Below are 14,223 nucleotides of genomic sequence, written 5' to 3' on the forward strand. Positions count from 1 at the left end.
TCTGCAGCGCGTCACCATGCACACCGCCCCCGGCACGACCCTCCCGGGTCGCACGGCGGGGAAAGGCGCCTACGGCGAAAAAAAACCGCCTGTGTAAGGCGGTGAATCCAGAGGGGACAGAGGGAGGCAAGTCCCCTCCGGCAGGGTGCATTTCAGCGCTTGCGGAAGTCCCAGGGAGCTAAAGGCGCGGGGTCTGCCCACAGGCCGATGTGGCGCGCCCTTGCCCCGTCCTCGAGCGCGACCAGGTCGCGATCCGTCGAGTAACGACGATAAACCCACGCCATGCCCTCACGCACCATCTGCGCGTTGACGTCGACGGGGCCCACGTGGACGCGGCCGATCACACGGCCGTAGCGGGTGTCCAACCCGCGCTCGGCGACTTGGACAACCTTGCCGAATGTCAACGCAGCGAGCGCCTGTTTAGAACGCGTCCCGAAGGGCTGGCTTTCCTTCGCGCCTCGATGGGCAACTTCGGGTGCGTCGATATCAGAGAGGCGCACTCGCCGCGGCTGATTGGCCACAAGAACATCCAGGGTGTCGCCATCAAGCACCGCCACCACTTTGCCTTCGAAATCGGCCCAGGCCACCCCCGGCACGAGCAGGGCAATGATCGCCGAAAACAGCGGCCGATTCCATGCAGGACGCTTCACAGCAAGCGCTCTTGCTTGGGGCGGTTGGATTTGAAGGGCACATGCGGCGGGCTCGGATAGAGCACCAGTCCGGTCGGCGAGTCCGCGCATTTCGCTTCGGGATAAATGACCAAGACGTGCTTCAGTTCGCGGAGGAAGGCCCGTTTGAAGTCACGGAGTCCCTGCGCGTCTTGCCCGTAACCCGCGCCGAACTGGCCTTGCAGCGCGACCCAAGGGATCAGCGTACGTCGGGAGAGATAGCTCATGCGGTGGGTGAGCCAGACGTAAATGTCGAGGGCCATCGGCGACTGCCGGATGGCCTTGACAGCGCGCATGTCGAAGGGGATGGGATGGTCGATGCACTCCCGAAAGAATGGTTCGGAGAGCTGCAGGCGAGATTGCCACCTGCCAGCGTCCTCCTCGTTTTGCGGCTGCCACCATTCGACTTTGTCCGCGAGCAGCACGTTGGATAGCGCCCACGAATCAGCGCCCTCGTACTGGCAAGAGATGACGGTCGAGAACAGCGTGGTCATCGCATGTTTCAGGCGAGTAATGTCGCCGCGCTTGCCACCGGTGGAGCGCAACCCAAGCTCGTCGAGATAGGAGGCCAACGAATCGCCGAGATTGAGGACACGCTCCTGCGTCTTCACGGCCTCTGAGCACACCCATGCAAGCAGAAGGCGGGGAAGCGTTCCATAAGGCAGGCCCGCCGTGTTCGCGGTCATCATCGTCAGCGTGAAGTCCCCATTCTTCCTGACGAAGCGGAAGTCATCCTGACGGCGATGGGGCAGCGTCGCGATCGCGAGAGGTCGAGTCATGAAACCCATCGCGCCGGCCCGCCGTGCGTCTTCACTTTCGATGGCGAGGTGGGCTTCGATCAGATCGCGGATTCGTTCCGGGATCTCGTCGGTTCGGTAGTCGATAGTCGCCACGATCCGCTTTTCGGACTTCGGCGCCTGGACTGCAATTTTTCGGCTCGGACTGGCCTGGTCGGCGGGCGCGTCGCCTTCAACAGTCGCCTGTTGCCGCGCGTTCACGAGCGCAGCTTTGCGCTCGAGGTCCGCTCGCTGCAGAGCGGCGACCTGCGCTTCGGCCCGCTTGCCTTCCGCAGTCTTGGCGGCGAGAGATGCTGCCTCGGACTCGGGCAGCCCCATCTCGACCAGCTTCGCCTTATAGGCAGACTCGTCGAACTCAGCGGGCGCGGTGGCGCGCTTCCGGGAAGGTGGCATCAGATGGGAACTCGCGATGGGGCGTTCTGAGGTGACGGCGTCCATTTTGTCGCAGGTTTTAAGCAGTTTCCGACCACCGGTATTGGTGTTTACTTGAGGGCTTGATCAAGCGCAGTGTCGGGACCGTGCGAAGCCTTCGAAGACGGGTCCCAATTCGTCAAGTTGACGCTGACCTCATCGACACCCACGTCCTTGAGCAATTTGAGCGCTCGCGCGGGATCGCTGAAGCCGCGCGGCTGGTTGTCGCTGCGACGCACAAGAACGCCACCGGTGGCCTTCTGCCGACCATGAACCTGCACGTGGAAGACGGCGCCGGCTCCGACCAGTTGTGCAGAGTCAACGCCCCCCACCTTGACGATGAAGCGCAGCTGCTCAAGGGTCATGGGCTGGTTGGATTCTTCAGACATTCAGTAGCCCTCTTCGGCTGGTGCGAGTTCGACCGCCTCGACGATGAGGTCGAGGCCGATTTCGATGGAGAGATCGCGAGCAACGCCGTCTGCCGAGAGCGCTGCGGGCAGAGTCCACATGTGGACTGCCTGCTCTGGAGATTCGTTGATCGCGGCTTCAACGTTGCCAAGGCATTCGAGCTGCACAGCCGAGCGCGGAACGTTCCGCTTAAGGAAGGCCCCTAGGAACTCGCCGAACTTAAGTTGCCCTTCCGGGGTGAAGTCGTGAAGCTGAAGAAAGGTCGTCAAGAGGCCCTCCCTGTAGACGCGCTAGCGGGCCGTTGCCAAGGAGAGCATCGGCCTTCTCGTTTTGCGCGTCCATTAGGTCGATTGTGGGAATGCTTTAGGTCCGTTTTGTGCTGCCATTATTGTCGTTTTGGGAGCCGCAAACCCAAACTTTGTGCCCACTAAGTCACCGTTTCGCAAAATTGCTGGCCCCGATTTCGCGCAGTAGAGGTGCCAAGAACGTCACGGAACGGTGAGCGCCCTCTTTGGGCGACCTTCGTGCGCTAGTCTTCGGTCGGTTCCATGATGGTGACGACCGGCGTGCCGTCGTCACCGGGACCCACGACCAGATGCAAAACCGTGCGCTTCGGTCGCGGGCCGCCATCGCGTCGCACTCGATACAGCGCGAAGGGCAGTCGTGGCGAGCGCAACTCCGCCGCCGTAGAGCGCGCCGCGAGGCGGGCGGCCTTCACCGCAAGGCTGGCGACGTATAGCAGGTCCCAAAGACGACCTTCCTGGTCATTTATTGCTCGCGTCCGCACGTTATCGTCGGCCGTCCAATATACACAGTCCACCCAGGCGGCATGGGTTATGGCCACTGGGATCACGAACCCGGCATCCCTCGCGCGCGCCGAGACGTCGTGTAAAACGCCATCTGCAATCGCAGCTTCCCGTGAATACGCCGAGATAACTTCGCCGAAGATACTATCGTGCGCTGTATTGATCATGGAACTCTCTCCGTTGAATTGCGTTTGGCGTTGAGACCGCCTGCTTTGTTAGATGCCTCTGGAGCCGGGTATTTGGCTGGAGGGGTTTGTTGGCCGAGCCGGAGCTCTGGTGGTGGTGTGGGAACCTGCTTCGCTGAGTGCTCTATCGCCGTAGAGCACGGATGGAGACGGAGACGGTCGAGCGCCAAGGGCTGGCCCGGAGGCCGCAGCGCAGGGAGCGGAGCGAGTGAGAACGGGAGAGGACCAGGCGGAGCGGACCCTTGGAGGGAGAACGGGGCCGGCTAACGTCAGTGCGGGCGAGAGGGTGCTCAGCGAGGGTGCTGCGCCATGGGGGAGGGGAGGGTTGGCCAACGGGCTGCGCGATCGGAGATCGCGCGGGCTAGGGCCGCCGGCGGCGGCGCGTCGCGGAGGCTGTGGCCGGAGCTGTGGAGGCGAGAACGCAGATTGAGCACCTGCACTTCGCCGTGGCGACACGTTAAAGCTGCGTCCCACTGAAGTGGGAGAGGCCGGTCACTGTTGCAAGCTGTATCCTCGACGTGACAACGGCAGCCACCTCGGACCTGTGAAGCAGGCAACGACTCGCGTCACGGAAGGGTTTCCACTCGTAAAACTTTGGTGACGCGGCAGATCAAAATGCCGGGTTGGCGTCACCAAGTTGCTAGAATTTCAACGCCCATTCCACACGCCACGAGCGTTCGAATGGCGGAGCGCCGTAGGCGCAACGAGAGGGATTGATGCCCGAAGGGTCGAGACTAGGACCGCAGGTCTGACGGCTCGATGCGAAGCACGAAAGCCCGGACCCGGCGCATGCCGGGGCGAGCATGAAACTTTGCAAGGAAGACCAGAGTCTTCTGATTCGACTAATGCGTAACCGGAGCACCAGACTTCGGATAACTAGATACGAGAAGCATTAATTCCTGAATCAGCTCACACTACATATCTTCAAATGCATCCTTCAGACTCCAGAGAATCCGAACTCCATTCCGACGCGGCTGGAAGTCAATTGGAACCGTGCACGCCCGAAAATAGCGTGTTCGAGATTGATTTGTTCCGTCATGCTCAGCAGAAGGCGATTAAGAAGCTAATTCTGATGGAGACGTCGGAGGGCATATATCTGGTGGTGACCTTCAAGTGGGATTCGAAGAAAGCTTGGTACGTCACGACGAAACGGGAGCGCAATACCCCTAAGATGTGGAAAGATCTAGCTCGGCTGAATGAGCATTTGAAAGAGAATTGCCCTACGTCGAAGATTGAGCTTTATCGTAACCAGTCCCTGCCACCCGCCTACACTGCATAGATCGACGACGTTGAGGCGCGGCAAAACGCCAAAAGTTGGCATGTTGCGCCACCAAAGCGCCAATGTGGTGCGACCAAAATAGCCTACTATGGGCACCGTTTTCGTACTACGAAGCGTGCCCATGATGGAGTTTTTTGCGCTTGCACAGCAATGTGCCCCAACAGTTGCTCCGCAAACAATGGCTGCGGTTGCAGCTGTGGAGTCGAGCTTCAACCCTTTCGCGATTGGTGTTGTTGGCGGTCGGCTGGAGCGACAGCCGAGGAGCCAGGCAGAGGCGCTGGCGACGATCAAGGCGTTGCGCCGTGACGGCTGGAACTACTCGGTCGGCGTTGCCCAGGTGAACCGCTATAACCTCGAGCGGCTCGGCGTCGGAGACGCTGGAGCGCTCGACGCCTGTACCAATCTGCGCCTTGGCGCATCGATTCTGCAGGACTGCTACGAGCGGGCTCTGCCCGCGCATGGTCACGACGACCAGAGGGCATTGCGAGCGGCCTTCTCCTGCTACTACTCGGGCAACTTCAAGAGAGGGTTCGTACCTGACCGGCCTGGAGAGTCGAGTTACGTCGACAAGGTGTTGGCCAAGGCGGGCCTGCAGGGAGACAAGGCCGGTCATCCTACGCTGAAGACGAAGGCGAAGAGGGCGGCTGAAAGCGCAGCGCCTGATGCCGCGGAGCTTGACGCAGCGGCCGACATCGACGTTGTCGACGAGCTGACCGGCGTGTACTCGCCGATCCTTCTGGAACCGACTGCCAAGCAGTCGGGGAGGGTGTCGTCCGAAGTGGCGAAGCCGGCCGCTTCGGGCGCGTGGAGGCCGAAGGCCAAGGGCGCCGAAAAATCCATCCATGCCGACGAAGGCTTGCGGCCCCAGCAGCTGCGCCCGGCGTTCCCGTTCTGAGGTGGGCCATGTCGTCAAAGTTGATGATCGTGGAGAGCCCGAACAAGGTGAGCAAGCTTCGTGAGATGTTGGGCGCGGGCTGGGAGGTGCACGCCAGCGCTGGGCACATTCGAGATCTGCCGCGCAAGAGCATGGGTTTGGCGGAACCGGACTACCGGCTCCAGTACGAGTTCATTCCGCCTGCCAAAGTGGGCGAGCGCACCTATCCAGGCGCGGAGGAACGCGTAGCGCGACTGGCGACGGCCGCGCGGCGTGCCACGCGCGTGGTGATCGCGTCAGATCCAGACCGCGAGGGCGAAGCTATCGCGTGGCACCTGAAGGAGGCGCTTGGCCTTGGCGAAGCCGACTACGACCGGGTGACCTTCGACGCGGTCACGCCGGCGGTGGTGCAGGCCGCGCTCGCCAAACCGCGCAAGATTGATATGCCGCTGGTTCGCGCGCAGGAAGCGCGGCGAGCACTCGATCGGCTGGTGGGCTATCTTGTGTCACCGGTACTGTCCAACATGCTTGGGGAGAGCGCATCTGCAGGGCGTGTGCAGAGCGTTGCGGTGCGGATCGTGGTCGATCTTGAACGCCTCATAAAGGCGTTCAAGACGACTCACCATTTCGGTGCGGTCGTCAAGTTTGACGACGGCGCGTGGGAAGCGCACTGGGACACGAGCTCGGAGGTCTCCGAAGACGTGCCGTACGTCTTGGATGAGCAGCTGGCGAAGGCGGCTGCAGCCTGTCGGCGGTTCAACGTCGTCAGCTGTAGCGCAGACGAAACGAGGGAATCGCCTCCGTCGTGCTTCTCGACCTCGCTGCTCATCCAAGCAGCGAGCGCGAAACTGAAGCTGAACCCCGAGCGCACCATGGCGCTCGCTCAACGACTCTTCGAACAGGGGGTGATCACCTATCACCGGGTGGACCAGGTCTCGATCGGCGACGAAGCGATCGCTGAAGTCCGAGCGTTCGCCACGGGCAAGGGCTGGCCGCTGCCCGACAAGGGCCGGAAGTTCCGATCGAAGGCCGGCGCTCAGGAGAGCCACGAGGCATGTCGCCCCACGCATATTGACGTGGAGAGCGCTGGAGCAACGGACGAAGAGCAGCAGTTGTACAGACTGATCTGGCAACGCACGGTGGCCAGTCAACTGGCGGACGCGCGCTACGCGGTGACGACGCTGCGCCTGGCGGCGGAGGATGCTCCCAAGCCCATGCAGTTCGTCGCGCGCGGTCGCGTGATGACCCAGGCCGGCTGGCGATCGCTGACAACGGAGGATGCCACTCACGAGGGCAAACCTGACGAAGACGATGAGCTGAGTCCCGTTCCAGCTCGAGCAGCAGGATCGCCGTTGACCGCCGTCGACGGCGAGCTGGTGAAGAAGGCAACGAAGGCCCCGCCGCGGCTCACCAAGGCGAGCCTGACGCGCCGCCTCGAATCGGAAGGCATAGGGCGGCCTGGCACCTACGCCACGATCATCAGCGGCATCGAGCAACGGGGGTACGTCGTTGAAAACGATCGCAGGCAACTGGAACCGAGTCCGAAGGGAATTCAGGTCGTCGACAGCTTGGTCTCCGCAGGATTCGGGTTCATGGATTTGCCATTCACCAAGGGCATGGAGGCAAAGCTAGATGAAGTTGCGTCGGGCCACGCGCATTACATCGACGTGGTCGGCGGCGCGCATCGCGCGCTGAACTCTGAACTCGCACGGGCCTCCACTTCGCCGACGGTCCAGCCGAAGCACAGCTGCAGCAAGTGCGGCACGGGTCTGCGAAGGTTCGCCAAGCCTGGCAAGCTTCCAATCTGGTTCTGCAGCCGAGAGGACTGCAAGACCTTCTACGACGATGTCGGCGGAGCGCCTGTGCCACGCGTGGAACAGGCCTGTCCCACATGCTCGGGCAGTCTCCGTCGATATCAGCGATCCGGCGGAGGTGCAGCTTGGTTTTGCACCGCCGAAGGTTGCCGCACCTTCATGGACGACCAGGCTGGCAAGCCCGTGCCGCAGAAGGTGCATCCATGCCCTACGTGCTCATCCGCGCTTCGCCGGTTCCAGCGCAAAGACAAGGAGACGGGCAAGCTGACCCGTCGCTTCGGGTGGTTTTGCACCTCTGAGGAGTGCAAAACGTTTCTCGATGACGAGAAGGGCGTGCCCGTGCCTGTCTTGAAGGCCGAATGTCCGAAGTGCAAGAAGAACATGCATCGCCGCAAAGGGCCACACGGGTACTTCTGGGGATGCGTCGGTTACCGCGACGGCAGTTGCACCAACGTGATGGATGACAAGGCTGGGAAGCCCACAGCAAGGGTGGCGCGAGCCGCCCCCTCCAAGAAGCCATCAAAAGCACCACGCGCAGCAAAGCGTTAGGGATTTCACATCCTGCCGCAAAAAACCAGATTTTGTGCGCCCAAAACGCCCTCATTCGGTAGCCAAACTCCTATACAGTGGTCGCGTCGTTCGACCACTTTCGTTCCCATTCTTCGCAAGATGGTCAACGACGTTTACCTTAGGCCAATGCGCCCCCGACCGTCCATCAAGAGGAAATCCCATGAAGTTCACACCCGCCCGGCCCACCGCAACGCAGTGGCTGCAAGCCGGCCTGTTCACGTTGGCGGCCGCAGCGCTGCTGACCAACCCCGCGCTCGCGCAAGAGGTCGGCGGCCTCGAGAGGTCGAACAGTTCCTTGAACTGGCTTTTGGCGCTCCTGCGCGGCGTATCTGTCGCCGTTGGCACCCTCGCTGTCACCTTCGTCGGCTACGAAGTGATGTGGAAGAAGTCGCCCATCAAGGACCATTGGAACGTCATCGGCGGCGGAGTGCTGATCGCGGGCGCGGCTGAGGTCGCACGCATGATCGTCGCTTGAGCAAGTAGCCGTGGCACTTCGAGACGATCTCTTCAAGGGCTGCACTCGACCGGCCATGCAATGGGGCATCCCGTTCATGCCCCTGGCGGTGCTGGCGCTCGGTACTCTGCTTGGCGCCGTCTGGAGCATCCTGGTCAGTCCGTGGCTTAGCGCCGCAGTCCTTGTCGCCGGTATCGTGATCGGCGTGGTGATGAAGCAGCTGGCGGCGAGCGACCCGCAGATCTTCCGACTGTTGTGGCTGAAGTTCTACTTCAGGTACATAAAACGAGACGCCAATTCTCGATTCTGGAAGAGCTCGTCTTATTCCCCCATCAAATACCGTCAGATCGGCAAGTAAATATGTCCGCACGTCCGAAGTTTGCGGAGCAGATGAATGGAGGGCGCGCAATGGCGCCCTTTATTCCTTATAGCTCACATATTGCGCAGAACACGCTCAAAACTCGCGATGGCGACTACCTTCGAATCTGGCGGGTAGCTGGAATTGCGTTTGAGACGGCGGACCCTGAAGATATTGCGACCCGCAAGGACCAATTGAATACGCTGTGGCGCAGCATTGCCTCGGCTAACGTGGCCCTCTGGTCTCACCAGGTGCATCGATCCACGAGCGAACGGCTAGACGCCGATTACCCTGATGCTCAGAGCGCTGAGTACCACGACAGATACAACGCGTCGTTTGCCGGCTACAAGATGGTCGCCAACGAATGGTATCTCACGCTCCTTTACCGGCCTCAGGCGTCTCGGGTCGGTAAGGCCGTTTCCAAAGCAGCTCGTCGCAGCCTCGACGACATCCAGCGCGAACAGGCGGCGGCAATTCGCCATCTCGACGAACTCGCCGGCCAAGTGGAAGCGGCGATGCGCCGCTACGGACCAAATGAGTCGCAAGGTATAGAAGCACTCGGCATGTACGACGACGCATCCACAGGTGCGGTATGTTCGGAAGCCTTGTCCTTCCTGAACTATCTTGTAACTGGTAACTGGCAAAAGGTCCGAGTGCCCAAGGCGCCGCTCTATGAATACCTTGGCAACGCTTGGGTGTGGGCTGGCGTTGAAACCATCGAAATCCGAACGGCTCGCCGCGTCAGATTCGCGCAAGCCCTCGACTTCAAAGAATACGCGGATCACACGGAACCCGGGATGCTGAATGGGCTTATGTACGAGCCGTATGAGTTTGTCTTGACTCAATCGTTCAGCTTCATGGGCAAACCGGATGGTGAGAAGCACTTGAAGGACCAGCAAGCCTTCCTCATTTCGACCGAGGATGCCGGCGTCAAGCAAATCAAGGCTATCAGCCAAGCCCTCGACGAGTACGTGAATGGTGACTTTGCGATGGGGGAATATCACTGTTCCTTACTCGTATTCGGAGACTCGATTGAGCAAGTGAGCAACCACACGAAGAAGGCTCAAGCGATATTCGAGGATCAGGGGTTTATTGTTGGCTTGGTAACGACGGCGACCGACGCGATGTTTTACGCCCAGTTGCCGGGCAACTGGAGTTTTCGTCCCCGAATCGCAGCGCTCACCAGCAAAAACTTCGCCGGTCTTAGCGGGTTCCACAACTTTCGCTCCGGCAAGCGCGACGGAAATCCCTGGGGGCAGGCAGTCACGCTGTTTAAAACGCCCGCTGGACAGCCACTCTTCTTCAATTTTCACTACACACGGGGCGACGAACACAATTACGACCAGAAGGTTCTAGGAAACACTCGTGTGATCGGAATGTCAGGCACAGGCAAGACAACCCTCATCAACCACCTTCTATGGCAGGCGCAAAAGTTCCGCAATGACGCCAAGTTGGGATTTACCACAGTGAGCCTCGACTTCAATCGCGGGATGGAGTTGGCGGTGCGAGCGGCTGGCGGTGAATATCTGTCGATTCGCAATGGCATGTTCACTGGCTGCAACCCCTATCAGCTTCCCGTCACGGAAACCAACATTGATTTCCTGGTGAAGTTGACGAAATGCTTGACCACGTCGGATGGAAGCCGCCTATCTGCGGTGGATGACGCGCGCATCTCAGCTGCCGTCAATGCCCTGGTGACGATGCCTCGACGCCTGAGGCGGCTCTCGGTGCTGCTTCAGAACATGACGGAGGGAGCCGACGCTGACAACAGCGTGGTGAAGCGCCTGGCCAAGTGGTGCAGTGATGACGGCTTCGGGACCCGCGGAGCTCTCTGGTGGGTCTTCGATGGGGGCGACGACAAGATCGACTTCACTCACCGCCCGAACTACGGCATCGACGGAACTGCATTCCTGGATAACGCGGACATTCGCACGCCACTGTCGATGTATTTGATCTATCGCATGAGGGGTGCAATGGATGGGCGCAGGTTCATCTATTTCATGGACGAGTGTTGGAAATGGGTCGACTCTGAGGCATTTGCGGACTTTGCTGGCGAATCTCAATTGACGATTCGTAAGCTTGATGGCCTAGGCGTATTTTCCACTCAAATGCCGAGCAGTCTTTTGAAATCCAAGATTGCCAGCGAACTGGTGCAGCAGGTCGCCACTGAAATCTACCTGCCGAATCCGAAGGCAAACCGCAGCGAGTACGTGGACGGATTCCACGTAACGGACGCAGAATTCGAAATTATCAAGAATCTGGCCGAAGATAGCCGCATGTTCCTCGTCAAACAGGGACAGCAGTCAGTTATCGGCATGCTGGACCTGGCAGGCTTTGGGGACGATCTGGCCTTGCTATCCGGAAGTCAAGACAATATCGAGCTAATGGATTCGATCCTGGCCGAGGTTGGAGAAGATCCGGCCGTGTGGTTACCGATATTCCACGAGCGGCGCAAGGCCAGAAAAGCAGTGCATTAACATTTCACAGGGCAGGAGAGTTTCAATGAAGCAGGTTGCAATTGCATTTTTTTCCCTGATGCTGTCGCTGGGAGCCTACGCTCAGATTCCGGTGACGGACGGCGCGAACCTCGCCAACAACATCACCCAGCAGATTGAGACGATTACAAAATGGAAGACTCAGTACGAACAGATGTATCAACAGATCGACGGACAGCGGCGTCAGTTTGAGTCGCTGACTGGCTCTCGGAACCTCGGCCAAATTCTCAACAACCCTGCTCTTCGGAACTATCTGCCTCAAGACTGGCAGAAGGTTTACGACAACGCGCGCAAGCTCGGTTACTCAAGCCTTTCATCTGATGCAAAGTCAATTGTGAACGACACCAGGTTGTACGATCTGTGTCAGATGTTGATGAGCGAGGAGCGAAAGAAACTGTGCCAAGCACGATCGACGAAAGGCGCGCAGGACAAGGCTCTAGCCCAGAACGCATTCACGGCCGCGAAAAGTCGCTTGGATCAGATCGACGCCTTGATGGGGCAGATCAACACCACGCAGGACGGCAAGGCAATCGCTGAGCTGCAGGGCCGAATCGCGGCGGAACAAGCGATGATTGCCAACGAACAGACGAAACTCAGTCTGTTCAAAATGCTGGCAGAAGCCGAGGACCGCATTCAGCAGCAGCAGCAACGCGAGGCTGCAGCCAAGACGTATTCGTCCCGCAAGGGCATCGCAGTGGAGCCGATGACATTCGGCACGACCAACTAACCGAAGACATAGCCATGAGCCGCAACGGAATCTTTTTCGCAGCAGCCGTTTGCTGCGGCCTGCAGACCTTGGCGGTCCCTGCCTCTGCGGCCCCCCGCGACATTCACTGGTTCAAGGAACACAAGGCAGAGCGCCTTGACGTGATTCGGCAGTGCCGCGGGAAGAAGGACGCGGACGAGCTCGGGTCGGAGTGCGCCAACGCACGTCGAGCGCAAGTCGAGTTGGCCTACGGGGCGAAGGCCGGCATCAAGCCGCTCGCCGCAAGCGCTGCCGCCAGTCGCTAGGGGTAGGTAATGGCAAACGAAGCTCCGATGCTGTTCCGTTTCATTGGCCAAACGGTTGACAACGCAACAGCAGCATTCGTATCCCCCGCCGCCACCAAGCTGATGCTGGCACTCTCGGTGCTGACGCTGACGGGCGTCACGCTGTACATCGTGCTCTACGGCTACTCGGTCCTGGCTGGCGCCGTGCAAACACCGCTGAAAACCTTCACGAAGCACATGGTGAAGATCTCGATCATCACCACTCTGGGCCTCACTGCCGACACTTACCTTTCAGTCGTCGTTGGCGGATTTAAGGGCTTCGAAGGTGGCCTGTCGACGGCATTGTCGTTGGCCTCGTCGAACTCGGGCACATCGTCGTATCAGGTGCTGGACGAGGCGCTGGGGCGGTCACTTGACCTCACGGCCATGGCTTTTCAACGCGCCGACGACGCCGGCCTCACGGCGGCAGGGTCCATGCTTGGGTGGATCGTATCTGGACTTGCCGTGGCGGCATCCGGACTCATCATCACCCTGGTTGGCGGCGGAAATATCGTGATGGCCAAGTTCTTCCTTGCGATCCTCTTCGCGATCGGCCCCTTGTTCATCCTGTCACTGCTGTTTCCGGTCACTCAGAAGTTCTTCGACGCTTGGGCTGGCCAGGTGCTGAACTACACATGGGTGATCGTGATCACCGCCGTGTTGTCGACATTCGCCATGGCCATGCAAAAAGCCTTCCTGGCGCCGGCGGACTTCTCAGATGCTTCAGAGCAGAACCCGCTTTGGGTTGCCGTGCAGATCATTGGACTCTCGTTAGCCATGTACCGCGTTCTCTTAAACGTTCCCACGCTGGCTGGGTCGCTTGCCGGCGGTATTTCAGCGGCCGCGATGGGTCTGCGCGACATCCTTGCACCCGTGACCAGAGCGCCTGTCGCCGCGGCGCGCGCGACGCATGATGCGGTCAACCCGATGACGACTCGGCGGGATCTCGAGTCCGGCATGATGGTGGCGGGCCGGCGGGCGGACCACCTGGTCGCCGGCAACACCCTGCTCAACCCTGCCTACCGCCAACATTTGATGAAGAACATCGGACGCAACTGGGGGCGCAAGGAGGGTGGAAGGATCAACTCCGACGACTAGCCTCCTAACTCCTCTGTCCTCGAAGGGCGCCGACGGCGAAAGCTGTCCGGCGCCTTTGTTTTTTTGCTCACCATTCGATGGATCTTGGGGCGGTAATTTCTCGCATTTGGTCTACCACCGTTGCCATTTTCGGTGCCCATGATGATCTATTATGGGAGCCAATATTGATCATTTCGCGCGCCGCAAATGTCCTTCTTCAAAGCTTTCCGAACGTCTTCAACAGCAGCTGGCGCGAGCCAACCACCACGGGCGAGCCGTGGTGGCGCTGAAACGCAGGGCGGGGCCGTGGATCTACTGGTCGCCGAGACGCAAGACTGGGACGCGAAGCAGTCGGAGATGCGCGAGCTCTCCGAACGCCGCGCATGGCTCATCGCTGGCGGCGCCAGCGTGATCGCCGTTGTCGAGGGAGTGGCCATGGCTGCGCTCGCCCCGCTCAAGACGACACAGCTCGAGGTCATCCGCGTCGACAAGAACCAGAACGCCGAGACCGTCACCCGCGTCGGGGATGCTGGTCGCGAGATGAGTTACGAAGAGGCCGGCGACCTGTACTGGGCGAATCTGTACGTGCTGGCGCGGGAGACCTACAACTGGTTCACGCTTCAGAGCGACTACCGGACCGTCATCAAGCTTTCCAGTCCGAAAGTCGCGGCCCCTTACGAAGCGCTTTACGCCAAAGAAAACAAGGATAAGCCGCTGGATGAGCGCTACAAAAACACGATCCGGATCGTTCCCGAGATCAGCACTGTCACGGCTAGACAAGGCATCGCTGAGTTCCGAATGGTTCGGAGGGTGTTTCGCGTTGACCCGAACGGCGGTCCCCAAGTGGAGGCAACGCCGGCGACGTATTGGTTCGTGAAGATGCGGTACGTCTACACGCCCAACAAGAAGCTCAGCTTGGCTGACCGCCTGAAAAACCCTCATGGATTCCAGGTTGTGAGCTACGACCTCGACCGCGACCTTCGCCAGGGCTGATCGTG

Annotated in this window: 13 protein-coding genes; 8 read left to right on the forward strand and 5 right to left on the reverse strand. The window is 60.0% G+C overall.

Annotated elements, in window-relative coordinates; all coding sequences use genetic code 11:
- Positions 1-152 precede the first annotated feature (152 nt).
- From AC07PR_RS29100 to AC07PR_RS29120, 5 genes are all read right to left on the reverse strand, one after another.
- Positions 153-650, reverse strand: a complete 498-nt coding sequence (locus AC07PR_RS29100; protein WP_495137346.1) for a thermonuclease family protein — start codon at positions 648-650, stop codon at positions 153-155.
- A complete protein-coding gene (locus tag AC07PR_RS29105; protein ID WP_495137347.1) occupies positions 647-1,903 on the reverse strand; it encodes a replication protein RepA in 1,257 nt (418 codons plus the stop codon). Before AC07PR_RS29105 ends, AC07PR_RS29100 begins: the two co-directional genes overlap by 4 nt.
- 44 nt (positions 1,904-1,947) lie before the next feature.
- Positions 1,948-2,265 (reverse strand): hypothetical protein, encoded by a 318-nt coding sequence (locus AC07PR_RS29110; RefSeq protein ID WP_495137348.1) that lies wholly within the window; start codon positions 2,263-2,265, stop codon positions 1,948-1,950.
- Positions 2,266-2,553: a hypothetical protein gene (locus tag AC07PR_RS29115; RefSeq protein ID WP_495137349.1), complete on the reverse strand. Its 288-nt coding sequence runs from the start codon at positions 2,551-2,553 to the stop codon at positions 2,266-2,268.
- A gap of 260 nt (positions 2,554-2,813) precedes the next feature.
- Positions 2,814-3,257, reverse strand: coding sequence for a DUF6573 family protein (locus AC07PR_RS29120; protein WP_495137350.1), 444 nt, complete (start codon positions 3,255-3,257; stop codon positions 2,814-2,816).
- A 1,418-nt stretch (positions 3,258-4,675) separates the two neighbouring features.
- Here AC07PR_RS29120 and AC07PR_RS29125 point away from each other — a divergent pair.
- The 8 genes from AC07PR_RS29125 (at position 4,676) to AC07PR_RS29160 (ending at position 14,218) form a co-directional block, all read left to right on the forward strand.
- The gene (locus tag AC07PR_RS29125; protein WP_495137351.1) at positions 4,676-5,449 is read left to right on the forward strand and encodes a lytic transglycosylase domain-containing protein; all 774 of its coding nucleotides are present in this window, start codon (positions 4,676-4,678) and stop codon (positions 5,447-5,449) included.
- Between the two features lie 8 nt (positions 5,450-5,457).
- Positions 5,458-7,791, forward strand: a complete 2,334-nt coding sequence (locus AC07PR_RS29130; RefSeq protein WP_495137352.1) for a type IA DNA topoisomerase — start codon at positions 5,458-5,460, stop codon at positions 7,789-7,791.
- A 181-nt stretch (positions 7,792-7,972) separates the two neighbouring features.
- Complete coding sequence (locus tag AC07PR_RS29135; protein ID WP_495137353.1) at positions 7,973-8,287, forward strand: TrbC/VirB2 family protein; 315 nt, start codon at positions 7,973-7,975, stop codon at positions 8,285-8,287.
- A 10-nt stretch (positions 8,288-8,297) separates the two neighbouring features.
- The gene (locus AC07PR_RS29140) at positions 8,298-8,624 is read left to right on the forward strand and encodes a VirB3 family type IV secretion system protein (RefSeq protein ID WP_495137354.1); all 327 of its coding nucleotides are present in this window, start codon (positions 8,298-8,300) and stop codon (positions 8,622-8,624) included.
- 2 nt (positions 8,625-8,626) lie between these two features.
- Positions 8,627-11,101 (forward strand): VirB4 family type IV secretion/conjugal transfer ATPase, encoded by a 2,475-nt coding sequence (locus AC07PR_RS29145; protein ID WP_495137355.1) that lies wholly within the window; start codon positions 8,627-8,629, stop codon positions 11,099-11,101.
- Between the two features lie 25 nt (positions 11,102-11,126).
- The gene (virB5, locus tag AC07PR_RS29150) at positions 11,127-11,846 is read left to right on the forward strand and encodes a P-type DNA transfer protein VirB5 (RefSeq protein ID WP_495137356.1); all 720 of its coding nucleotides are present in this window, start codon (positions 11,127-11,129) and stop codon (positions 11,844-11,846) included.
- A gap of 311 nt (positions 11,847-12,157) precedes the next feature.
- The gene (locus AC07PR_RS29155; RefSeq protein ID WP_495137357.1) at positions 12,158-13,246 is read left to right on the forward strand and encodes a TrbL/VirB6 family protein; all 1,089 of its coding nucleotides are present in this window, start codon (positions 12,158-12,160) and stop codon (positions 13,244-13,246) included.
- A gap of 186 nt (positions 13,247-13,432) precedes the next feature.
- Complete coding sequence (locus tag AC07PR_RS29160; RefSeq protein WP_495137358.1) at positions 13,433-14,218, forward strand: VirB8 family type IV secretion system protein; 786 nt, start codon at positions 13,433-13,435, stop codon at positions 14,216-14,218.
- Positions 14,219-14,223: the final 5 nt, after the last annotated feature.

The organism is Roseateles sp. GW821-FHT09H11, assembly GCF_059415845.1.